The following is a 22,867-nucleotide window of genomic DNA, read 5'->3' as shown; positions in this document are numbered from 1 at the left end:
CCTTCGGGGTCAGGCGCCGCAGGAGCGGAGGAACGTGCGGGTGCGGACGGCGATGGGCAGCGGCTTGTCCGGCTCACAGGGGTACATGTCCTGCTCGACGATGGCGAACAGGTCGACGCCCAGCCCCTGCGCGGCGGCCAGCACCGGCTCCAGCGCGGGCACGCCGGACGGGGGCTCGCACATCACGCCGCGCTGCACGGCGGGCCCGAACGGCACCCCGTTGCTGACGACGTCGGCGAGGATCTCCGGGTCGACCTGCTTGAGGTGCAGATAGCCGATGCGCTCGCCGTAGGTCTCGATCAGCTTGACGCTGTCGCCGCCGCAGTAGGCGTAGTGCCCGGTGTCCAGGCAGAGGTTGACGAGGTCGGAGTCGGTGGAGTCGAGGAAGCGCTCGACGTGCTCCTCGGTGTCGATGTGGGTGTCGGCGTGCGGGTGGACCACGATGTCGAGGCCGTAGGTCTCCTTGACCTCGTGGCCGAGCCGCTCCATGCCCTTGGTCAGGTCCGCCCACTGTCCGGCGGTGAGCTCGGAGGGCTCGAGGATCTCGGCGGTCTTGTCGTCCCGCCAGAAGGAGGGGATGACCACCAGGTGCTTCGCGTCCATGGCCTGGGCGAGCGCGGCGACCTGGCTGACGTGCTCCCAGGTGGACTCCCACACGGACGGCCCGCGGTGCAGCGAGGTGAAGACCGTGCCGGCCGACACCTTGAGGTTCCGCCTGTTCACCTCGTCGGTGAGCCGCGCCGGGTCGGTCGGCAGGTAGCCGTAGGGTCCGAGCTCGATCCAGGAGTAACCGGCCTCGGCCACCTCGTCCAGGAAGCGTTCCCAGGGCACCTGCTGCGGGTCGTCGGGGAACCAGACGCCCCAGGAGTCCGGGGCGGAGCCCACCCGGATGCGGTCCAGGGAGGGGAGGGTGGTCATGTCAGGAGTTCCCTTCGGGTGATACCGCCGCGGACGCCCGGATGTCCCGCGCTTCCGGGAGCTCGTCGACGTCGACGCCGCTGACCTGTGCCAGTTCGTGTTTGAGGGCGGCGAGTTCGGCGCCGCCGGCCATGTGGTTGGTCAGCTCCTCGAGGCCGACCTCACTGCGGGAGGCACTGAGTTCCAGGGTGCCCAGGCGCAGCACGCTGAAGTGGTCGCCGACCATGTAGGCGTGGTGCGGGTTGTGGGTGATGAAGATGACGCCGAGTCCGCGCTCGCGGGCGGCGGCGACGTACTTCAGGACCACACCGGACTGCTTGACGCCGAGCGCGGCGGTGGGCTCGTCCAGGATGAGGACGCGGGCGCCGAAGTAGACGGCGCGGGCGATGGCGACGCACTGGCGCTGGCCGCCGGAGAGGGTGCCGATGGGCTGCTCGAGGTCGTCCAGGACGATGCCCATGTTCCGCAGTTCTTCGTCCGCGGTCTGCTTCATGCGGGCGATGTCGAGGCGGCGGATCGGCCAGGGCCCCTTGGTCATCTCGGAGCCGAGGAAGAAGTTGCGCCACACCGGCATCAGCGGGACGGTCGCGAGGTCCTGGTAGACGGTGGCGATGCCCTTGTCGAGGGCGTCACGCGGAGTGGTGAACCGCACCGGCTCGCCGTCGACGAGGAACTCGCCCTCGGTGTGCTGGTGCAGCCCGGAGATGATCTTGATGAGGGTGGACTTGCCCGCGCCGTTGTCGCCGAGCACGCAGGTGACCCTGCCCGGGTGGACGGCGAGGTCGACGCCGTGCAGGGCCCGGATGTTGCCGTAGGACTTGCCGGCGCCGCGCAGTTCCACGACGGGGGTCTGGTCCGCCGGGGTGGCCGTGCCGTTGTTCTGGTCGAGGTCAGCGGTGGTCATGGTGGTCACCTCCGGGTCGCGGACTTCTGGACCCACAGATTGATGAGCGTGGCGCCGAGGAGCATCACGCCGAGGAAGGCCTTGAACCAGTCGGGGTTCCAGCCGGCGTAGACGATGCCCTGGCTGACCATGCCGAACATGAAAGCACCGAAGACAGGCCCGATCGCGGAACCGTAGCCGCCGGTGAGCAGGCAGCCGCCGATGACCGCCGCGGCGATGTAGATCAGCTCCTGGCCGACGCCCTCGCCGGACTGCACGGTGTTGAAGGCGAACAACTGGTGCATGCCGACGAACCAGGCGCCGAAGCCGACCAGCATGAACAGCGAGATCTTGGTGAACTTCACGGGGACGCCGACGGCGCGGGCGCTGTCCTTGTTGCCGCCGACCGCGAAGATCCAGTTGCCGTACTTGGTGCGCAGCAGCATCCAGGTCGCCAGGGCCGCGAAGAGCAGCCACCACAACACGGTGATCTTGAACTGGACGCCACCGACGGTGAAGCTCGAGGAGAAGAGCGCCTTGGCCTGGTCGAAGCCGTCCATGTCACTGATGTCGTCGGTCGCGACGTTGCCGGTGACCAGCTTGGTGACCGCGAGATTGACGCCCTGCAGACCGAGGAAGGTGCCGAGGGTGACCAGGAAGCTGGGGAGTCCGGTGCGGACCATCATCCAGCCGTTGAAGGCGCCGATCGCGAGCGAGACGACGAGGGCGACGACCACGCCGACCCAGACGTTCATGGTCAGCTGGAAACTGATCATGCTCGCGGTCAGCGCCGAGGTGATCACCGCGACACCGGCCGACAGGTCGAACTCGCCGCCGATCATCAGCAGGGCCACGGGCAGGGCCATGATCCCGATGGTGGACGACTGGTAGAGGACGGTGGCCATGGCGCTGCCCGAGCGGAACGTGGGGGCCATCGCGAAGAAGAAGACGAACACGGCGACGGCGCCGAGGAAGACGCCGACCTCCGGCCGGGCGAGCAGCCGCACCACGAGGGAGCGCTGCGCGGTCCGGCCGTCGCGTTCCTTGGGGCCGGAGGCCGGCGGTGAGGTCACCGCCGGCACAGCCTGCTGAGTCATGCGATCACCTCGTGCCCTTGGCGGCGAACGTCGCGACGGTGTCGACGTTGGACTTGTCCACGAAGGCCGGCCCGGTCAGCACGGGCTGCTCACCGCCGCCGCTGTAGTTGCCGTTGTTCTTGTAGAGCCACAGGGAGTCGACCGCCAGGTAGCCCTGCAGGTAGGGCTGCTGGTCGACGGCGAACTGGATGTCGCCCTTCTTGACGGCGTTGGTCAGGTCCTTGTTCAGGTCGAAGGTGGCGACCTTCGCCTTGCTGCCGGCGTCGGAGACCGACTGCACCGCGGTCAGGGCGTACGGCGCGCCCAGCGTGGCCACGTAGTCGATCGAGGTGTCCTGCTTGAGCTTCGCGCTGATCGTCGACTTCACGGACGGCATGTCGGTGCCGTTGACGTACAGGATCTGCGTCTTGCCGGTGAACGTCTTCTTCAGTCCGTCGCAGCGCTGGGTGAGGCCGACGTTCCCCTGCTCCTGGATCACGCACACGGTGTTCTTGGCGCCCAGCTCGTTCAGCTTCTTGCCGAACGCCTCACCGGCCACCGTCTCGTCCTGCCCGAAGAACTCCATGAGGCCGAGCTTCTTCCAGTCGCTGAGACCGGAGTTCAGGCCGACCACGGGTATCTTCGCCTGGGTGGCCTTGCTGATGACGTCCCTCATCGCGTCCGGCTTGGCGAGGGTGACCGCGATGCCGTCGACCTTCTGGTCGATCGCGTTCTGCACCAGGTTGGCCTGATTGCCCGCGTTGGGGTCGCTGGAGTAGACGAGTTTGATGTTGTCCTTGGCCGCCGCCGCCTCGGCTCCCTTGCGGACGATGTCCCAGAAGGTGTCACCCGGCGCCTGGTGGGTCACCAGCGCTACCGTCATCTGAGGAGTACTGGCCTTGCCGGCGGAGACGTCGTTGCTCGCGTCCTCCGCCTTCTTTCCGCCCGAGCTGCTGGAGCAGCCGGCGACGAGCAGTGCGGAGGCGGCGGCCAGCGCGAGGACTGGGGCGACCCTGTGGGAGCGGCGAGGGTGAAACGTGCGGTCCATCTTTACCTGCACCTCACTGTGCGACCGGGGAAGGGGTGGGACGGTGCCGGACGGTACCCCGCTCGGGGCCCGGGCGGACGTCCGGGTCGTATGCCGGTGAACCGGCGGCTTCGCTGGCACGGGATACAAACCCCTGTCGCACCCACCTGTCAATACTTTGTTAAGACATCATTTCAGAAGCAGGTCCGAATGTAAGTACAAAGCCTTGACAGGGGCTCGTCGCGCGGCCTACACCTGTGAGGCATCCGGCGCCGGATGCCCGCCCACCCGGCGTCCGGTCGCCCGCATCCCCCGCATGAGGAGCGTCGCACATGCCTGAGCCCGCCGAACATTTCGATCTCATCACCATGGGTCGCATCGGGGTCGATCTCTACCCGCTGCAGACCGGTGTGCCGCTCCCCCAGGTCGAGACCTTCGGAAAGTTCCTCGGCGGCTCGGCGGCGAACGTCGCGGTGGCCGCCGCGCGGCTCGGCCGCCACACGGCGGTGATCACCCGGACCGGGAACGACCCCTTCGGCACGTATCTGCACCAGCAGCTGAAGGAGTTCGGCGTCGACGACCGGTTCGTCACGCCCGTGGACGAGTATCCGACCCCCGTCACGTTCTGCGAGATCTTCCCGCCGGACGACTTCCCTCTGTACTTCTACCGCCGGCCCAAGGCGCCCGACCTGGAGATCCACACCGACGAGCTGGACTTCTTCGCCATCCGCTCGGCCCGGATCTTCTGGATCACCGGCACCGGCCTGAGCGAGGAGCCCAGCCGCTCGACCACGCTCGCCGCCCTCAAGGCCCGCGGCAGGACCGGCATCACGGTGTTCGACCTGGACTGGCGCCCCATGTTCTGGAACGACCCCGAGACCGCCCGCCCGTACTACCGGGAGGCGCTGAGCCACGCCACGGTGGCCGTCGGCAACCTCGACGAGTGCGAGATCGCCACCGGCGTACGCGAACCGCGGGCCTGCGCTCAGGCACTGCTGGAAGCCGGTGTGGAGCTCGCGGTCGTCAAGCAGGGCCCCAAGGGTGTGCTCGCCGTGCACCGCGACGGGACGACGGCCGAGGTGCCGCCCGTGCCGGTGGAGGTCGTCAACGGGCTCGGCGCCGGGGACGCCTTCGGCGGCTCCCTGTGCCACGGGCTGCTCGCCAGGTGGCCGCTGGAGAAGACCATGCGGCACGCCAACGCGGCCGGCGCGCTCGTCGCCTCCCGTCTCGCCTGCTCCTCCGCGATGCCGACCGAGTCGGAGGTCGCCGACCTCGTCGCCCGCGGCTGACCGTCGCCTCGAGGCCTCTCGCACGCGGCCCGACGGCCGCCACCCCTGAACGGAGCCTGTCTTGAGCATCAGCATCCCCGACCTCGCCACGGTGCGCGCCCGGCACCCGGAGGCCATCGCCGAGGCCGCCGCCCGCCGGGTCCGCCGCCCGCTGATCGGCGACAGCGGCCGACTCATGATCGTCGCCGCCGACCATCCGGCCCGCGGCGCCCTCGGTGTCGGCGACCGCCGGCTGGCCATGGCCAACCGCGCCGACCTGCTGGAGCGTCTGTGCACCGCGCTGGCCCGGCCCGGTGTGGACGGGGTGCTGGCCACCGCGGACATCCTGGAGGACCTGCTGCTCCTCGGCGTCCTGGACGACAAGGTCGTCATGGGCTCCATGAACCGCGGTGGTCTCGCGGGCGCCTCCTTCGAGATGGACGACCGCTTCACCGGGCACCGCGCCGAGGACATCGAACGGCTCCGCTTCGACGCGGGCAAGCTGCTGCTGCGCATCGACTACGACGACCCGGGCTCCCTGACGACGCTGGAGTCCACGGCCAGGGCGGTGGACGACATGGCCGCGCGCCGGCTGCCGCTGTTCATCGAACCGTTCATCTCCCGCCGTGTCGACGGCCGGGTGCGCAACGACCTCAGCGGCGAGGCCGTCACCCGGTCCATCGCCATAGCCTCGGGCCTCGGGGGCACCTCCGCCTACACCTGGCTGAAGCTGCCCGTCACCGAGGACATCGACGACATGGCCGAGGCGCTGGAGGCCTCGACGCTGCCCGCGGTACTCCTCGGCGGCGAGGTCGGCAAGGACCAGGAGGGCGCCTACGAGAAGTGGCGCAAGGCGCTGCGCCTGCCCACCGTGCAGGGGATGGTGGTCGGCAGGTCCCTGCTGTACCCCGCCGAAGGCAGCGTGGAGACCGCGGTGGACACCGCGGTCGGCCTGCTGTGACGCGGCCCGAAGTGCACGCCGGGAACGCCACGCAAGCCATGACCGCCACGAAGGCGGCGACACCACGAACGCCGAGAACGCCGAGAAGAAGGGCATCATGACCACCGCGCACCACCTCCCCGCGGGCAAGGCCGCAACCGGCGCCCACGCGGTCGACATCACCCCCGAGTCGGCCGGCTGGGGCTACTCCAGCCTGAAGGTGCTCGAACTGCCGTCCGGCGGCTGGCACTCGTTCGACACCGGCGACAGCGAGTGGATCGTGCTCCCGCTGTCGGGCTCCTGCACCGTCGCCGTCGGCGGTGACACGTTTCGCCTGCACGGCCGCGACAGCGTCTTCAGCGGCGTCAGCGACTTCGCGTACGTGCCGCGCGACGCCCAGGTCTCGATCGCGTCCCGGGACGGCGGCCGCTTCGCGCTCACCGGCGCGCGCTGCGAACGCCGGCTGCCCGCCCGCTACGGGCCCGCCTCCTCCGTGCCCGTCGAGCTGCGCGGCACCGGCAACTGCTCCCGCCAGGTCAACAACTTCGGAGCGGCAGGCGTGTTCGAGTGCGACAAGCTGATCGCCGTCGAGGTGATCACTCCGGGCGGCAACTGGTCGTCCTTCCCGCCGCACAAGCACGACGAGCACCGGCCCGGCGAGGAGTCGGAGCTGGAGGAGATCTACTACTTCGAGTTCGCCGCCCACGAGGGGACGCCCGGGCTCGGCTACCAACGGGTCTCCCCCTCCGGCCACGGCAGCGGCACGGACGTGCTGGCCGAGGTGCGCGACGGTGACGTCGTACTCATCCCGGACGGCTGGCACGGACCGTCCATGGCCGTGCCCGGCCACGACATGTACTACCTCAACGTCATGGCGGGCCCCGACCCCGACCGCGCCTGGCTGATCTGCGACCACCCCGGCCACGCGTGGATCCGCGACACCTGGCCCGCGCAACCGGTCGACCCCCGTCTCCCCCTCTACACGGCACCGGAGAAGCCCTGATGAGCAGCACTACCCGCCGACTGACCGTCGCCCAGGCGCTGGTGCGGTTCCTGTCCGCCCAGTACACCGAGCGCGACGGCGTACGCCACCGGCTGATCGCCGGCACCTGGGGGATCTTCGGCCACGGCAATGTCGCCGGCATCGGCCAGGCGCTGCTGGAGGCCGGCGAGGACACCATGCCCTTCCACCAGGGCCGCAACGAACAGGCCATGGTGCACGCCGCCGTCGGCTACGCCCGCCAGCGGGACCGGCTCTCCGCGCAGGCGGTCACGACCTCCATCGGTCCGGGCGCCACCAACCTGGTCACCGGTGCGGCCCTGGCCACGATCAACCGCCTGCCGGTCCTGCTGCTGCCCGGCGACTACTTCGCCACGCGCGTCGCCGACCCGCTGCTCCAGCAGCTGGAGCACCCGGTGGAGGCCGATCTGTCGGTCAACGACACCCTGCGCCCGGTCTCGCGCTACTTCGACCGGATCACCCGCCCCGAGATGCTGGTCCCGTCCGCACTGAACGCCATGCGGGTCCTCGCCGACCCGACGGAGACCGGCGCGGTCACCCTCGCGATGCCGCAGGACGTGCAGGCGGAAGGCTTCGACTGGCCGGAGGAGTTCTTCGCCGAGCGCGTCTGGCACGTGCGCCGCCCCGCTCCCGACCCGGTGGAGCTGGCGGAGGCGGTCCGCGCGATCCGCGAGGCCGAGCGGCCGCTGATCGTGGCGGGCGGCGGCGTCCACCACAGCGAGGCGGAGGACGCCCTCAGGGAACTCGTGGACGCGACCGGCATCCCGGTGGCCTCCACCCAGGCAGGCAAGGGCTCGCTGCGCCACGACCACCCCGCCGACCTGGGCGGAATCGGACACACCGGCACGGCGGTCTGCGACGACATCGCCCGCACCGCCGATCTGGTCATCGGTGTCGGCACCCGCTACAGCGACTTCACCACCGCGTCGAACACGCTGTTCCAGAATCCCGGCGTACGGTTCGTCAACCTCAACATCACCGCGTTCGACGCCCACAAGCTCGCGGCCCTCACCCTGGTCGCGGACGCCCGGGCAGGCCTCACGGCACTCGCCGAGGACCTCGCCGGCCACCGGGTGAGCGAGGCGTACGAGGCCGAGTACCGCGCGGGCAAGGACCGCTGGGAGCAGATCGTCGAGGCCGCCTACCGCGCCGACGACGAGAACTCCGCGCCGACCCAGACCCAGGTCCTCGGCGCCCTGGACGCGGTCGTGGGCGACGACGACGTGGTGATCAACGCGGCCGGCTCGCTCCCCGGCGACCTGCACAAGCTGTGGCGGGCCCGCTCGCCGCGCCAGTACCACCTGGAGTACGGCTACTCCTGCATGGGCTACGAGATCCCGGCAGGCATCGGTGTCCAGCAGGCCGCGCCCGGCACGGCGGTGTGGTCGCTGGTCGGCGACGGCACCTATCTGATGATGCCCACCGAGATCGTCACCGCCGTCCAGGAGGGCCTGCCGGTCAACCTGGTGCTGATCCAGAACCACGGCTACGCCTCCATCGGCGGGCTGTCGGAGGAGACCGGCGGCGAGCGCTTCGGCACCGCCTACCGCTACCGGGCCGCCGACGGCACCTTCACCGGGGCGCCGCTCCCGGTGGACCTGGCCGCCAACGCCGCCAGCCTCGGCATGGACGTGCTGCGCGCCAAGACCGTACGGGAGCTGCGGGACGCCCTGGCCGCGGCACGCGCCTCCGACCGGCCGACCTGCGTCTACGTCGAGACCGACCCGACACCCACCGCTCCGCCCGCCGAGGCCTGGTGGGACGTGCCGGTCGCCGAGGTCGCCTCGCGTGAGGCCGCCGTGTCCGCCCGCGAGCGCTACGACCGGCACGTCGCCGGCCGCCGCCGCCACCTCTGACTCCCCCCGCTCAACGAAAGGTCCCGCACCGCACCATGAAGACCATCACCCACTGGATCGGCGGCAAGCCCGTCGAGGGCACCTCGGGCCGCTTCGGCCCCGTCTACAACCCGGCCACCGGCGCCCAGGAGAAGCAGCTCGCCTTCGCCACGGTCGACGAGGTCGACGCCGCCGTCGCCACGGCCAAGGCCGCCTTCGAGAGCTGGGGCCAGACCTCGCTCGCCAAGCGCACGGCGATCCTGTTCAAGTTCCGCGAGCTGCTGGACGCGCACCGCGACGAGATCGCCGAGCTGATCACCGCCGAGCACGGCAAGGTCCACTCCGACGCGCTCGGCGAGGTCGCGCGGGGCCTGGAGGTCGTGGAGCTGGCCTGCGGCATCGCGGAGAAGCTGAAGGGCGAGCTGTCCACCCAGGTCTCCACCCGGGTCGACGTGGCCTCGATCCGCCGGCCGCTCGGCGTCGTGGCCGGTATCACGCCGTTCAACTTTCCGGCGATGGTGCCGATGTGGATGTTCCCGATCGCCATCGCGTGCGGCAACACCTTCGTGCTCAAGCCGAGTGAGAAGGACCCGTCGGCCTCCTTCCGCCTCGCCGAACTGCTCGCCGAGGCCGGTCTGCCGGACGGTGTGTTCACCATCGTGCAGGGCGACAAGGTGGCCGTGGACCGCCTGCTGGAGCACCCGGACGTCGCCGCGGTCTCCTTCGTCGGTTCCACCCCGATCGCCAAGTACATCCAGCTGAAGGCGGTCGAGCACGACAAGCGCGTCCAGGCCCTCGGTGGCGCCAAGAACCACATGCTGGTCCTGCCGGACGCGGACCTGGACTTCGCCGCCGACCAGGCGATCAACGCCGCGTACGGCTCGGCGGGCGAGCGCTGCATGGCCGTGTCCGTGGTCGTGGCCGTGGGCGACACCGGTGACGAGCTGGTGGCCAAGATCGCCGAGCGGGCGAAGAACCTGCGCATCGGCCCCGGGAACGACCCCGCCTCCGAGATGGGCCCGCTGATCACGCGCGAGCACCGGGACAAGGTGGCGTCGTACGTGGCGGGCGCGGCCGGGCAGGGCGCCGAGGTCGTGGTCGACGGCACCGGCTACAGCGTGGAGGGCCACGAGGACGGCTTCTTCATCGGCGTGTCGCTGCTGGACAAGGTGCCCGTCACAGCGGACGCGTACCGGGACGAGATCTTCGGGCCCGTCCTGTGCGTGGTGCGTGCCGACACCTACGACGACGCGATCGAGCTGATCAACGGCTCCCGTTGGGGCAACGGCACCGCGATCTTCACCCGGGACGGCGGCGCGGCCCGCCGCTTCCAGCTGGAGGTCCAGGCGGGCATGGTCGGCGTCAACGTGCCGATCCCGGTGCCGGTCGGTTACCACTCCTTCGGTGGCTGGAAGGATTCGCTCTTCGGTGACCTGCACATCTACGGCAACGACGGCGTCGCCTTCTACACCCAGGGCAAGGTGATCACCACGCGCTGGCCGGACCCGGCCGACGGCGGTATCAACCTCGGCTTCCCCAGCAACTCCTGATGACAGCGGCGGCCGGTGCGGGAGAGGACGTGTGGCCTCCCCCACCGGCCGCGCTCTCCTTCATTGTCAGGACAAGATGATGACAAGTGTTCCGGTCAACCAGTCGGCGGCATATTCTCCCTCTGTGACCCCTTCCGCGCCCCAAGCCCTCGACTTCGCCCTGGACCGCAGCAGCCCGGTCCCCCTCTACTACCAGCTGGCACAGCAGTTGGAGGCGGCGATCGAACACGGAGTGCTGGGCCCGGGGAGCCTGCTGGGCAACGAGATCGAGCTCGCCGGGCGGCTCGGCCTGTCCCGGCCCACGGTGCGCCAGGCCATCCAGTCGCTGGTCGACAAGGGCCTGCTGGTCCGCCGCCGGGGCGTGGGCACGCAGGTGGTGCACAGCCAGGTCAAGCGCCCGCTGGAGCTGAGCAGCCTCTACGACGACCTGGAGACCGCCGGGCAGAAGCCCGCGACCCGGGTGGTGCGCAACGAGGTCGTGCGGGCATCCGCGGAGGTCGCGGCCGCGCTGGGGATCGCGGAGGGCGGCGAGGTGCACCACCTGGAGCGCCTGCGCCTCGCCCATGGAGAGCCGGTGGCGTACCTGTCCAACTACGTGCCGGCGGGCCTGCTGGACCTCGACACCGACCGGCTCCGGGCCACCGGCCTGTACCGGATGATGCGCAGCGCCGGCATCACCCTGCACAGCGCCCGGCAGACCGTCGGCGCCCGCTGCGCCACCGCGGAGGAGGCCGAGCGGCTGGGCGAGCCGGAGGGCGCGGCCCTGCTGACCATGCAGCGCACGGCGTACGACGACACCGGCCGCGCCGTCGAGTACGGCACCCACATCTACCGCGCCTCGCGGTACTCCTTCGACTTCCAGTTGCTGGTGCGGCCCTGACGGGCCGGGCTCACGTCACGTCCACCCAGGTGCGCCGCTCCGCCGAGCGGCTCATGGCGTCCAGTGCGGTGGCGCTGCGCACGGCGTCCTGAAGGGTGGGGCCGTACGCCGTGCCCTCCGCGACCGACCGCACGAAGTGGTGGGCCTCGATGACCTTCAGGTCGTCGTAGCTCATGGCGTTGGCCGAGCCGGGCTGGAAGGCGGCGTACTCGCCGTGGCCGGGGCCGACGTAGCGGGTGCTGACGGGTTGGTCCTGGTAGGCCGTGCCGCGGCTGACGCCGAGCTCGCCCATGCGCCGGAAGTCCCAGAGCAGGGCGCCCCGGGTGCCGTGGACCTCGAAGCCGTAGTTGTTCTGCTCACCGACCGAGACCCGGCCGGCCTCCAGGACGCCGCGGGCGCCCGAGGCGAAGCGCAGCAGGCAGCTCACGTAGTCCTCGTTCTCCACGGGGCCCGGCGCGCCGCCGGTCGCTCGGGTGTGGCCGGCGGTGGCGCCGGTGGGGCGGGCACGTTCAGGGATGAAGACGGCGGTGTCGGCGGCCAGCGACTCGATCTCGCCGAGCAGGAACCGGGCCAGGTCCACGCCGTGCGACGCCAGGTCTCCGAGGACCCCGCTGCCGCCGCGCTCCCGCTCGTACCGCCAGGTGAGGGCGCCCTCGGGGTGGGCGGCATAGTCGCTGAAGAGACGGAAGCGGACGTGGGTGACGGCGCCGATCTCACCGGAGGCGATCAGCTCGCGGGCAGCGGCGACGGCGGGCGCGTTCCGGTAGTTGAAGCCGACCGTGCCCTGGACGCCCGCCTCGGCGACCGCGTCGGCGACCGCGCGGGCGTCCTCGGAGGTCAGGCCGACCGGCTTCTCGATCCAGATGTGCTTGCCCGCCTCGGCCATGGCGACGCCGATCTCACGGTGCAGGAAGTTGGGGGCGGCGATGCTCACCGCCCCGACCCGCGGATCGGCGGCGAGCTCACGCCAGTCCCGGACCGCGGTCGCGAAGCCGTACCGTGCGGCGGCCTCCTCGGCACGTCCGGGCACGTCGTCGGCGACGGCGACCAGTTCGGGCCGCAGGGGCAGGTGCGGGAAGTGGTGCGGCAGGCGGACATAGGCCTGGGTGTGCACCCGCCCCATCCAGCCGAATCCCACGACGGCGACGCCCAGCGTACTCACCATGACTGCCCCTTTTTGGACCGGTCCACAACGTGCGCGCTCCAGACTGAAGGGCCTCCTCTCCAGTTGTCAATGCTCGGCATGGCCTTTGACAAGGAAGCTCACCGTATGGAACGGTCCACACATGAGACCACCGACGATCCGCGATGTGGCCGAACGGGCCGGAGTGTCGAAGTCACTGGTCTCCCTGGTACTGCGCGGCTCCGACCAGGTGCGCCCGGAGAAGCGGGCGGCGGTGCTCGCCGCCGTCGAGGAGCTCGGGTACCGGCCCAACGCCGCCGCACGCAGCCTCAGCGAGCGCCGCACCCGCACGGTCGGCGTCCTGCTGAACGACATGCGCAACCCCTGGTTCGTGGAGCTCCTGGACGGCCTCAACTCCCGGCTCCACGACGCCGGTCTGCGCATGCTGCTGGCCGACGGCCATCTCAGCCGGCGCCTCGGCGAGGACCTGACCCGCACCTTCACGGACCTCGGCGTCGACGGGCTGGTCGCGGTGGGTACGCTGCCGGCGTCCGAGGCGCTGCGCCAGGCCGCCGGCCACATCCCGGCCGTCGTCGCGGGGGCCCGGGAACCGGAGCTGCCGGCCGTCGACATCGTCGCGGGCGACGACGAGCACGGCGCGCGCCTGGCCACCGAGCACCTCATCGGCCTCGGGCACCGCCGTATCGGGCACATCGCGGGCCGGGGGGTGGTCGGCTCACTGCGCCGGCGCGGTTTCGAGACCGTGATGCGCGAGCACGGCCTCGCGGACACGGCGGTCGTGGAACAGGGCGACCTCACGGAAGAGGGCGGCTACCGTGCCACGGTCCGCCTCCTCAGCGCCCCCGAACGCCCCACCGCCCTCTTCGCGTTCAACGACATCGCGGGGGTCGGCGCCCTGTCGGCGGCGGAGGAGCTGGGCCTCCGGGTGCCACGCGACCTGTCCCTCGTCGGCTACGACAACACCTACCTCTCGCGCCTGCGCCACCTGTGGCTCACCACGGTGGACAACGGCAGCCACGACGTGGGCCGCCGCGCCGCCGGACGCCTCCTGGACCGCATCGCCGACCCGGCCCGCCCGGCCCAACTGGTCCTGACGACACCGGCCCTGGAGGTGAGGGGGACGACGAGCGCGCCGCCGGTCTGACACCGGGCCCCCGGCACCGCGGCGGGCCGGTCAGCGTCGGGCAGCGCGGGGCAGCGTCAGTTCGAACCACACCGTCTTGCCCGCGCTCGTCCTGCTGGTCCCCCACTCGCGGGCCAGCGTGCTCACCACACGCAGTCCCCGCCCCGACTCGTCACCGGGGCCCGCGCTGAGCAGCGTGGGCAGGGTGTGATCGTCGTCGTCCACCTCGCACAGCAGGGTGTCGCCCCGCACCAGCCGCAGTTCGACCGGGCGGCTGTGGGAGTGCCGTACGGCGTTGGTGACCAGTTCGCTGACCATCAGCTCGGCGTTGCGGGCGAGCGTGCCGAGGCCCCACTCATGGAGCTGTTCACGGACCGCGGCGCGGGCCCGGCCCACCTCACGGGGGTTCAGGGCGAGCCTCCGGACGGCCACGTCCTCGGGTTCGATGCCGCCCAGCCGGGCCATCAGCAGCGCCACGTCGTCCTTGCGGCCGCCGTGCGTGTTGAGGGCGCGGATGATCGTGTCGCAGGCGTCGTCCATGGAGGCCGCCGGGTGCGCGGCGGACTCGCACAGTGTGGCGAGCCCGGCACCGATGTCCTCGCCGCGCACCTCGACCAGCCCGTCGGTGCACATCACCAGCCGGTCACCGGGCGCCACCGGCACGCGGACCGACTCGAACGGCACCCCGCCGACGCCGATCGGCGCGCCCGTGGGCAGGTCGAGCAGTTCGCTGCGTCCGTCCGCCGCGCGGACGATCACCGGCGGGACATGGCCGGCGTTGGCGATGTGCAACTCGCTCGCGATCGGGTCGTAGACGGCGTACAGGCACGTGGCGAGGTAGTTGTCGCCGAGCCGCTGGGCGAGGTCGTCCAGGTTGCGCAGCAGCTGGGCGGGCGGCAGGTCGAGCGCGGCCATGGTCTGTACGGCCGTACGCAACTGGCCCATCATCGCTGCGGAGTTCAGCCCGTGGCCCATGACGTCACCGACGACGAGGGCGGTGCGGGCTCCGGGCAGTTTCACGGAGTCGAACCAGTCGCCGCCGACGCGCCCGAGCATGGTGCCCGGCAGATAGCGGGTGGCGATGTCGCATCCGGTCGTGCGCGGGGCGATGTGCGGCAGCATGCTGTCCTGGAGCGTCTCCGCGACGTTCTCCTGGTACGTGTACATGCGTGCGTTGTCGAGCACGAGGGCGGCGCGGGCGGCGAGTTCGGCACCGGTGACGCGGTCCATGTCGTTGAACTCGGGCCGCTCCGGATGGCGCATCAGGGCCATGAAGCCGAGGACCACCTGGCGTGCCTTCAGCGGCACGATCAGCATGGAGCGGTGGGTGATGAGGGGCCGGATGTCACGCTTGTCGAACTGGGAGGCGATGGCGTGCCCCATCTCCTCGCTGATGCGCGGGATGACGACGGGCTCCCCGGTGGTCATGCACTGGAAGAAGGGCGTCTGGGCCGGGAACGGCATGGCCTCGCCGACCGGTACGACGTCCTCCCAGCGGCCCGGCTCGTCGGTGTGCTCCAGGGCGACCCGGTGCCACATGGTGGTCGTGTCGGGCACACCGTCCGGGAAACCCTCACCGGCGACGACCTGTTCACGCAGATACGTGCAGGCCACGTCCGTGAAGCGGGGCACGACGGCCTTGCTGACCTCGACGATGGTCTGCGCCAGGTCGAGCGAGGTGCCGATCTTGCCGCTGACCTCGTTGAGGAACTCCAGCCGCTCGCGCACCGCGGCGTACTCGAGGTCCTCGCCCTCGTCCCGGACGTCTCGCGGCACCGGGTGCCCGGCCGCCGCGGCGAGCGCCGCCCGCTCCCGGCGCGCCCTGCGCTCCACACGCCGGGGCACGCCCCAGTCGGGGGTGACGGGCACCCGTTCGTTCTGGCTGAACTCCAGGATCGGATAGCCCAGTTCGAGGATCTGCGACACGATGCGGGCGCTGTCGCCCACGCTCATGCTGGGCAGTATCTCCGGCAGCCTGCGGGCGAGTTCCTCCGCGCCGGGGAAGTCGGTGTGCAGGGCGAAGCCCGGCGCGATGCGCTCGACGGCCACGCCGTCCTCCCGGCGATGCAGCGCCTGTGCGTCGGCGGACAGCACCAGCAGCCGCTCGGGGCCGGGCCCCACCAGGGGGTACGCCCACCACACCACGTCGACACGGTCCCTGTCGGGTCCAAAGAGGCGGGCGCGCCCCGCGGCCGGGTACGACAGCCGCCCGTCGAGTGAGGACTCCAGGTCGGGACCGAGTCCGTCGTAGGCCGTGCAAGCCCCGTAGGGGCCGGCGTCGTTCTCCTCGGGCAGGGCGCCGGAGACGGGCAGCAGATCGACGGCAGGGCGGCCGAGCGCGTCCTCCCTGGGGATGCCGAACAACCTTCGTGCGCCCCGGCTCCAGTGCGAGACCAGGCCCTCGCGGCCCACCACGACCACGGCCAGTGGGATACGGCCGGCCACGCCGTGCCCGGCCGAGGCGCCCGTCTCGGTGCGGTGGTCCATGGCCCAGGCCCTTTCTGCCCGCGTGCAAGATCCGTGCCTCACGAACACGGTACGGCCCCGCCCGGTAGCGATGTGTGGCATTACGCGAATTGTTGACGTGCTCCCCGCCCCGCAGAACGGGGATTCGCACCAGGGTCGGCTGACCCTCTCGACGGCTTCCTGTCCCCACGCGCCGTGCCGGGGCCGGGGCCCTGGTCCTGCCTGTGCTCGGCGAGGCGTTGAGCATCTCCACCCGTCCGGCGGCGACGATCCGGCGCCCTTCGGACAGGACGTTCTTCCTGCGTTGTGGTCCCGGTCGTGTTCGGTGCCCAGTTCCCCGCACGTCCAGGCGTGGACGTGGAGGGGCCTGGGCCCGTCCCGGAAACCGCGGGCCGAGCAGACAACGACCGGTCGGAAGCCCTTCAGTCCTCATGCCCCAGCTGAAGGTCCCGCTCGGTCCTCCCGCCGCCGGCGACCTGCAGCACCGTGGCCACCGGCGGGTATCCCGCCGCGATCACCGTGTACTCCCCCGACGACAGATCAACGAACCGATACGTCCCGTCGGCCCCGGTGGTGAGCGTGTCCACCACGTTGCCCGCTGCGTCCAGCAGTGTCACCCGCGCGTCCTCGACCGGCCGCCCGTCCCCCGCGCGGACCGTGCCCCGCAGCACCGCGCCGCCCGCCAGTTCCACGTCCTGCCGGGTCTCGCGCGAGGCCTGCACGGAGACGGGGAGGGCTGCCGGGCGGAAGGCGGGCGCGCTGGCGGCGAGGGTGTACTCGCCGGCCACCAGCTCGGTGATGACGTAGCTCCCCTCGCGCCCGCTGCGGGTGGTCGCGACCACCTCTCCGTGCACGTTGGTGAGCGTGACGGCGGCGTCGCGCACCGGGGTGCCGTCGGCCGTGACCACGCTGCCCGCCAGCCGGCCCGCGCCGCCGAGCACGACGTCCAGTTCGACCGGGCGTTCCCCGACGGTCACCGACACGGCCTGCGGCTGGTGGCCGCCCGCGGCGGCGATGAGCACATAGGAGCCGGACCCGGGCGTGGACAGCGCGTACCGCCCGTCCTCACCGCTCGCACCCCGGCCGATCTGCACGCCCGCCACGTCGATGAGGGTGAGCGCGGCGCGGGGCACGACGGTGCCGTCGGGGTGCTGGACCGTGCCGCAGACCGGCACGCCGGCGGCGTACGGCGCGCGCGCCTGCGGGACCTGGGCGGCGGTCGGGCAGTCGGCTGGGGCGTTGTGGGACACCAGTGGTTTCTCCTTGAGGAAGAAGGCGATGAGCAGGCCGAGGACGATCACCGGGACGAGGTAGAGGAAGATCCGCGGCATGGCCTCGGCGTACGCCTCGGTGTACGCGTGCCGCAGCGTCGGCGGCAGGGCGTGGACGAGTTGGGGGGTGAGGGACTCGGGGTCGGGCAGCCGGGCGCCGGCGCCCGCGGGGAGGCGCTCGCGCAGCGCGCCCGAGAGCCGGTGGGCGAACAGGGCGCCGAAGACGGCGGCGCCGACGCTGCCCCCGATCTGCCGGAAGTAGTTGTTGGCGCTGGTCGCGGTGCCGAGGTCGGCGGGGCGGACGGAGTTCTGCACGGCGAGGATCAGCACCGGCATCACCATGCCGATACCGGTGCCGAGGACGGCCATCCAGAGGCTGTAGTGCAGCCGGGGCGTGTCCGCGTCGAGCCGGGACAGCAGCCACATGCCGATCGCGGCGAGGACGCTGCCGAGGAGCGGGAAGACCTTGTAGCGGCCGGTGCGGCTGATGAGCTGTCCGCTGACGACCGAGGCGCCGACGATCCCGGCCATCATCGGCAGCATCAGCAGCCCGGACGCGGTGGCGCTCGCCCCGTCGACCATCTGCAGGAAGGTGGGCAGGTAGCTGGCTGCGCCGAACAGGGCGACGCCGATGACGAGCCCCACCAGGGCGGTGACGTTGAAGACGGGGTCCCTCAGCAGCCGCAGCGGAATGAGGGGTTCCACAGCGAACCGCTCAACGACCAGGAAGAGGACGCATCCGAGGGCCGCGCCCGCGCCGAGTCCCAGGATGACCCGCGAGTCCCAGGCGTACTCGGTGCCGCCCCAACTGGTCAGCAGCACCAGGCAGGTCGAGGTCCCGGCCAGCAGCAGGGTGCCGACGACGTCGAGGCGGGCCCTGGCGGCGGGCTTCGGAAGTTTCAGCACGGTGGTGATGACGGCGAAGGTCACCAGGCCGAAGGGGACGTTGACGTAGAAGCACCAGCGCCAGGAGAGGTGGTCCGTGAAGTAGCCGCCGAGCAGCGGCCCGGCCACGGAGGCGAGGCCGAACGCGGCACCGATGACGCCCATGTAGCGTCCGCGATCGCGGGGCGGGACGATGTCCGCGATGATCGCCTGCACACCGATCATGAGTCCGCCCGCGCCGATCCCCTGGATCGCACGGAAGGCGATCAGCTGGTCCATGGTCGAGGCCCGGCCGGCGAGCGCGGATCCGAGGACGAAGACGCCGATCGCGAACTGGAAGACGCCCTTGCGGCCGAAGAGGTCACCGCACTTGCCGTAGACCGGAAGGCCGACGGTGGAGGTGAGCAGGTAGGCGGTGATCGCCCAGGACATCCGGTCCAGGCCGTGCAGCTCGCCGACGACCTTGGGGAGCGCGGTGGCCACGATCATCTGGTCGAGGGCGGCGAGCAGCAGGGCGAGCATGAGCCCGACGAACACCAGGCGGATCCGGCGCGGGCTGAGCGCCCCGGACGGTTCGGGCGTCCGGGGCGGTTCGGCGCCGGCCGGCTCCGGGTGCGTGTACGGGACCGGGGACCTCACGGCCCGCTCGTCGTCCACGTCCACCGCAGTCGTCCCGCCCACATGCCGCTCCCCTCTTCGCGTCTGCGCCGCCCATTTCTCGCATTGCGCGACAACAGGGAGCAACCGCGACGAGTCGCCCGCGAGGCGGGGCGCGGAAGGTATGCGCCGGTCGGAGCGCTACGGCGCACCACCGCACCGCGCGGAAAACCACTCGAACCGGTGAGCGCGAGAATCAGCCCGTCATCTGACGGCGCGCGCTCCGGGGAGCGGAACACCGCTCCTGAGCCCCCGGAGCGCGCGGGGAGTCACGGCGGCGCGAACGGGATCGCCGCTCACGCCGGCACCGTACGCCCCGTCACTTCTCCACTTCGGCGGCGAGCTTGGCAAGGATCGCGTCGTAGATCCGGGCGAGACCCTTGGGCGCGAAGGTCTTCTCGAAGAAGCCGCCGATGCCGCCGGCGCCCTTCCAGGTGGTCGTCACGACGACCCGGGACCTGCCCTCGCCGGCCGGGCTGACCCGCCAGGTGGTGACCATGGAGGAGTTCCGGTCCTTCTCGACGAGTTCGCCGTCGGTGGGCTCACCGACCTCCAGCAGGCAGTCACGGACACGCTTGCTGGTGGCCTGCAGCTTCCAGTGCACGAGGGTGCCCTCGCCGTCGCCGCCCTCGCGCACCTCGTACTCGCTGAACTGCTCGGGCAACAGCCGTGCGCGAGTGCCGCTGTAGTCGGCGAGCGCGTCGAACACCGTCTCCGCGTCCGCCGCGATGGTCCGCTCCGTGGTGGCCTCGACCTGCGCCATGACCTTCCTCTTCCTGTACGTGAGATGGGGTGTGCGCCATCCCATCACACCCGGGGCAGGGCCTCGGACCGCACCCGTGCCGTCCGGTGCCGCTGGTCCTGCGCGGACACCGACAGGCGCTCCTCGAAGAACGCGAGCGCGCGCAGGTGGTACGCGCGGGCCGCCCATCCCAGGCTGATGTTGTGGCCCGCGGCGGGCTGGCGTGCGACACGGACGGCCGGTGCCGCGGCGAGGCGGGCGGTGAGGTCGGCCAGGTCTCGTTCCCCGTGCAGCCACCACGCCTCGTGCTCGGCGAAGGTCAGCCGTAGGGGGATCCGGACGCGCGGCGCCAGGTCCTCGAACAGGGCGGGCCAGTGGGCGACTTCGGCGGCCTCGCGGGGCGGCATGGGAGCGATGACCGAGCCGATCGAGCGGAACGTCCCCGGTGGGTACAGCCACAGCGGACCCCAGTTGCGCCCCCGGTGCGCGCCGCGCCCGATCTGCAGCAGCTCGGCGGTCTCGACACCGTAGCGGTGGCCGCAGCCGGAGAGGTCCAGGGCGAGCAGCCCGGCGGCGCGCGCGGCGGTCACCAGGGCGAGCTTGCCGCCGTAGGAGTGCGCCAGCAGGAAGAAGCCCGCTCCGGTGGCGTACCGCGCCGCGAACGCCTCCAGGGCCGCCTGAAGCACCTCGGCCTGTTCGGCGAGGGTCTGTCCGTCGGGCAGCCGGGCGGCGGACAGGCCGTAGCCGGGCCGGTCCACCGCGAGCACCGTGAAGCCGAGGCGCGCGCCGAGCGTGAGGAGGGAGAGGTCGGGGTGGGCCTGCCCGTCGAAGTAGCCCGCCGTCATGCCGCCGCCGTGCAGGGCGACCACGGTGGCGCGCGGCTCGCCGTCCGGTACCTCGGCGAGCAGGCAGGACAGGGTGACGCCCGCGGCTTCCAGGGTGAGGGGGCGGACGCCCGTGGAGAGGGTCCCCGGCGGTCTCGGCTGATGCATCCCTCTGTTATGGCCCAGGCAGCGCCACGCGTGCTTGGGGCGCGCCAACTTCCCGCGCAGCCGCGCGCGCCGACGTCGCCCGGAAAGCCCCAGGTCGGCCTCGAGGACGCCCCAGATTCGAACTTGAGACCGATTACACATCGCGATCAAGGGAACGTCTGTTCTATTCTGTGGCCCAGTGCTACCGAGGAGGCGCCCATGCGCTGGGACCATCTGGCCGAGAACGCCGCCGCGGCCCGGGGCGCCGCACTGTTCGACGCGGACGCGGTCACCGTCCGCACCTTCGACACCCCCGAGTTCCGCGGCATCACCTTCCACGAGGTCCGGGCCCGTTCGATCGTGAACCGGGTGCCGGGCGCCTCCCGCATGCCCTTCGAGTGGACGGTCAACCCCTACCGGGGCTGCACTCACGCGTGCGTGTACTGCTTCGCCCGAAAGACGCACGGCTACCTGGACCTCGACACGGGGATCGGCTTCGACACCCAGATCGTCGTGAAGGTCAACGCCCCCGAACTGCTGCGCGCCCACCTCGCCTCACCCCGCTGGCGCGGCGAGCACATCGCGATGGGCACCAACGTGGACTGCTACCAGCGTGCCGAGGGCCGCTACCGGCTGATGCCGGGCATCATCGCGGCGCTGCGCGACCGCGCGAACCCCTTCTCGATCCTCACCAAGGGCACCCTGATCCTGCGCGACCTCGATCTGCTGAAGCAGGCCGCCGAGGTCACCGACGTCGGCATCTCCGTCTCCGTGGGCTTCACCGACCAGGAACTGTGGCACACCGTCGAACCGGGCACTCCGGCCCCGGAGCGCCGGCTGGACGTCGTGCGCGCACTGGGCGAGCACGGCATCGGCTGCGGTGTCCTGATGGCCCCCGTGATCCCCTTCCTGAGCGACCACCCGGCCCAACTCCGCGCCACCGTACGGGCGATCGCCGCCTCCGGGGCCACCTCGGTGACCCCGCTGGTGCTGCATCTGCGCCCGGGCGCGCGGGAATGGTTCATGGCCTGGCTGGAGCGCCGGCATCCGCACCTCGTACGCCGGTACGAACGCCTGTACGCGGACGGCGCCTACGCCCCGAAGTGGTACCAGCGCCGGATCACCGGCCAGGTGCACGAGCTGGCCCAGGAGTACGGCATCGGCCCGACGCGTCCCGGGATGCCGCGCAGGATCCGCCCGCCCGAGCCCGAGCCCGTGGCGACGGAGCCCACGGCGACCGAGCCGACACAGCTGTCACTGCTGTGATCGACGCACGGACGACCTGCCCCGCCGGGTGCAGGGTTACGGAGCCGGGCCGGGATGGGAGCCCCGTCCCGGCGGAGCTCTTGCGGAGGCTCGGCGGGGACGGGCCGCCCCGCCTCACCAGTTCTTGGCGAAGACCGGCGAGGCGAGGGCTTCCGGAGTGCGGCCCTGACCCGAAGCGGCCGCCGTGGGGCCCCCGACCGGGGCTGGGTTCAGTGGGCTGTCCCCCACCCGAGCGCCGCGGCGAGCGCGGCCAGGACCACGAGGCGGGCGGTCACCAAGCGGTGCTCACGGCTCATCGAGCGGTTCCTCCTCGGCGAGCTCAGCGAGCACGTGCCGTCCGGCCGCGATCAACCGCGCCACGGCAAGCGGCGCGCACAGCTCGCCGGGGGACCGCATCGGCACCGACCAGTAAGCGATGAGAGTGCGCAGCTCGACGGCGTCCATCCGGGGCACGCCGAGGTAGGTGCCGCGCCCCAGGCAGTCGACGTCCATCGCCCGCCAGTCGTCCGCGGCCTGGTGCCACGTGACTGGCATCGTTGCGGGCACGAGCGCGTAGTACCGCTGGTGCCGCGGGTCGCAGATGACCGGCCCGTCCAGAACCTCGGCCAGGAGCGCGTCGACGTCCCTCGAGGGAGCCTTGCCTCCGACGATGGCGAGCAGCAGGTAGGCCGGGAGCCGCACAGTGGAGAACAGGCCACCGAGGGGCATCAGGGCCACCCCGTGTTCCTTCCACTCGTTGCGGGCGTGGCCGGTGTCCGGGCGCGTCGCCAAGAGCCAGTGCTCGACGGCCAGCCTCCGGTCGGAGGCGGGGTGTACAAGCACGCCCGGCTCGGGTTCGAGCGGCCGCAATGCGACGGTGCCCGGTTGCGCGGTAGGTTTCATGGTGTCGACGCTCCCTCTCTGGTTCGAGCGTTGGCCACGCCCCCGGGCCGTTCGCGCGGTCG

Annotated in this window: 18 protein-coding genes; 8 read left to right on the top strand and 10 right to left on the bottom strand. The window is 71.4% G+C overall.

What is annotated here, in order from left to right; translation table 11 throughout:
- Nucleotides 1-9: 9 nt before the first annotated feature.
- The 4 genes from AC5WS8_RS28010 to AC5WS8_RS27995 are packed head-to-tail and all read right to left on the bottom strand — an operon-like array spanning nt 10 to nt 3,925.
- The gene (locus tag AC5WS8_RS28010; RefSeq protein ID WP_496106266.1) at nt 10-918 is read right to left on the bottom strand and encodes a sugar phosphate isomerase/epimerase family protein; all 909 of its coding nucleotides are present in this window, start codon (nt 916-918) and stop codon (nt 10-12) included.
- A gap of 1 nt (nt 919) precedes the next feature.
- On the bottom strand, nt 920-1,822 hold the full coding sequence (locus AC5WS8_RS28005; protein WP_496106265.1) for an ATP-binding cassette domain-containing protein: 903 nt from the start codon (nt 1,820-1,822) through the stop codon (nt 920-922).
- 5 nt (nt 1,823-1,827) lie between these two features.
- A complete protein-coding gene (locus AC5WS8_RS28000; protein WP_496106264.1) occupies nt 1,828-2,898 on the bottom strand; it encodes an ABC transporter permease in 1,071 nt (356 codons plus the stop codon).
- 4 nt (nt 2,899-2,902) lie between these two features.
- Complete coding sequence (locus tag AC5WS8_RS27995) at nt 2,903-3,925, bottom strand: sugar ABC transporter substrate-binding protein (RefSeq protein WP_496106263.1); 1,023 nt, start codon at nt 3,923-3,925, stop codon at nt 2,903-2,905.
- A 311-nt stretch (nt 3,926-4,236) separates the two neighbouring features.
- Here AC5WS8_RS27995 and iolC point away from each other — a divergent pair, with 311 nt between their 5' ends.
- The 6 genes from iolC (at nt 4,237) to AC5WS8_RS27965 (ending at nt 11,398) form a co-directional block, all read left to right on the top strand.
- Nucleotides 4,237-5,193 carry a 5-dehydro-2-deoxygluconokinase gene (gene iolC, locus AC5WS8_RS27990; protein ID WP_496106262.1) on the top strand — a complete coding sequence of 319 codons (957 nt, stop codon included), beginning with the start codon at nt 4,237-4,239 and terminating at the stop codon, nt 5,191-5,193.
- Nucleotides 5,194-5,254: 61 nt separating this feature from the next.
- Entirely contained in the window at nt 5,255-6,133 is an 879-nt protein-coding gene (locus tag AC5WS8_RS27985; RefSeq protein ID WP_496106261.1) for a Cgl0159 family (beta/alpha)8-fold protein, read from the top strand.
- A gap of 97 nt (nt 6,134-6,230) precedes the next feature.
- Nucleotides 6,231-7,115 carry a 5-deoxy-glucuronate isomerase gene (iolB, locus tag AC5WS8_RS27980; RefSeq protein WP_496106260.1) on the top strand — a complete coding sequence of 295 codons (885 nt, stop codon included), beginning with the start codon at nt 6,231-6,233 and terminating at the stop codon, nt 7,113-7,115.
- Nucleotides 7,115-8,989, top strand: coding sequence for a 3D-(3,5/4)-trihydroxycyclohexane-1,2-dione acylhydrolase (decyclizing) (gene iolD / locus AC5WS8_RS27975; protein ID WP_496106259.1), 1,875 nt, complete (start codon nt 7,115-7,117; stop codon nt 8,987-8,989). Before iolB ends, iolD begins: the two co-directional genes overlap by 1 nt.
- 35 nt (nt 8,990-9,024) lie before the next feature.
- Nucleotides 9,025-10,518, top strand: a complete 1,494-nt coding sequence (locus AC5WS8_RS27970; protein WP_496106258.1) for a CoA-acylating methylmalonate-semialdehyde dehydrogenase — start codon at nt 9,025-9,027, stop codon at nt 10,516-10,518.
- A 79-nt stretch (nt 10,519-10,597) separates the two neighbouring features.
- On the top strand, nt 10,598-11,398 hold the full coding sequence (locus tag AC5WS8_RS27965; RefSeq protein ID WP_496106335.1) for a GntR family transcriptional regulator: 801 nt from the start codon (nt 10,598-10,600) through the stop codon (nt 11,396-11,398).
- Nucleotides 11,399-11,408: 10 nt separating this feature from the next.
- Here AC5WS8_RS27965 and AC5WS8_RS27960 read toward each other — a convergent pair whose 3' ends face one another.
- Nucleotides 11,409-12,563 (bottom strand): Gfo/Idh/MocA family protein, encoded by a 1,155-nt coding sequence (locus AC5WS8_RS27960; RefSeq protein WP_496106257.1) that lies wholly within the window; start codon nt 12,561-12,563, stop codon nt 11,409-11,411.
- Nucleotides 12,564-12,684: 121 nt separating this feature from the next.
- Here AC5WS8_RS27960 and AC5WS8_RS27955 point away from each other — a divergent pair, with 121 nt between their 5' ends.
- The gene (locus AC5WS8_RS27955) at nt 12,685-13,686 is read left to right on the top strand and encodes a LacI family DNA-binding transcriptional regulator (protein WP_496106256.1); all 1,002 of its coding nucleotides are present in this window, start codon (nt 12,685-12,687) and stop codon (nt 13,684-13,686) included.
- 30 nt (nt 13,687-13,716) lie between these two features.
- Here AC5WS8_RS27955 and AC5WS8_RS27950 read toward each other — a convergent pair whose 3' ends face one another.
- From AC5WS8_RS27950 to AC5WS8_RS27935, 4 genes are all read right to left on the bottom strand, one after another.
- Nucleotides 13,717-16,152, bottom strand: coding sequence for an ATP-binding SpoIIE family protein phosphatase (locus AC5WS8_RS27950; RefSeq protein ID WP_496106255.1), 2,436 nt, complete (start codon nt 16,150-16,152; stop codon nt 13,717-13,719).
- A gap of 401 nt (nt 16,153-16,553) precedes the next feature.
- Nucleotides 16,554-18,968, bottom strand: a complete 2,415-nt coding sequence (locus tag AC5WS8_RS27945) for an MFS transporter (protein ID WP_496106254.1) — start codon at nt 18,966-18,968, stop codon at nt 16,554-16,556.
- A gap of 295 nt (nt 18,969-19,263) precedes the next feature.
- Nucleotides 19,264-19,707 carry an SRPBCC family protein gene (locus AC5WS8_RS27940; protein ID WP_496106253.1) on the bottom strand — a complete coding sequence of 148 codons (444 nt, stop codon included), beginning with the start codon at nt 19,705-19,707 and terminating at the stop codon, nt 19,264-19,266.
- Nucleotides 19,708-19,751: 44 nt separating this feature from the next.
- On the bottom strand, nt 19,752-20,678 hold the full coding sequence (locus AC5WS8_RS27935) for an alpha/beta hydrolase (protein WP_496106252.1): 927 nt from the start codon (nt 20,676-20,678) through the stop codon (nt 19,752-19,754).
- 198 nt (nt 20,679-20,876) lie between these two features.
- Between AC5WS8_RS27935 and AC5WS8_RS27930 the strand changes: the two genes are divergently transcribed.
- Complete coding sequence (locus AC5WS8_RS27930; RefSeq protein ID WP_496106251.1) at nt 20,877-21,923, top strand: Rv2578c family radical SAM protein; 1,047 nt, start codon at nt 20,877-20,879, stop codon at nt 21,921-21,923.
- A 285-nt stretch (nt 21,924-22,208) separates the two neighbouring features.
- Here AC5WS8_RS27930 and AC5WS8_RS27925 read toward each other — a convergent pair whose 3' ends face one another.
- The gene (locus tag AC5WS8_RS27925; protein WP_496106250.1) at nt 22,209-22,805 is read right to left on the bottom strand and encodes a hypothetical protein; all 597 of its coding nucleotides are present in this window, start codon (nt 22,803-22,805) and stop codon (nt 22,209-22,211) included.
- Nucleotides 22,806-22,867 lie beyond the last annotated feature (62 nt).

It is taken from the genome of Streptomyces sp. PTL18, assembly GCF_059510295.1.
The sequence above is the reverse complement of the archived record's forward strand: the minus strand, read 5'-3'. Positions and strand labels throughout refer to the sequence as shown.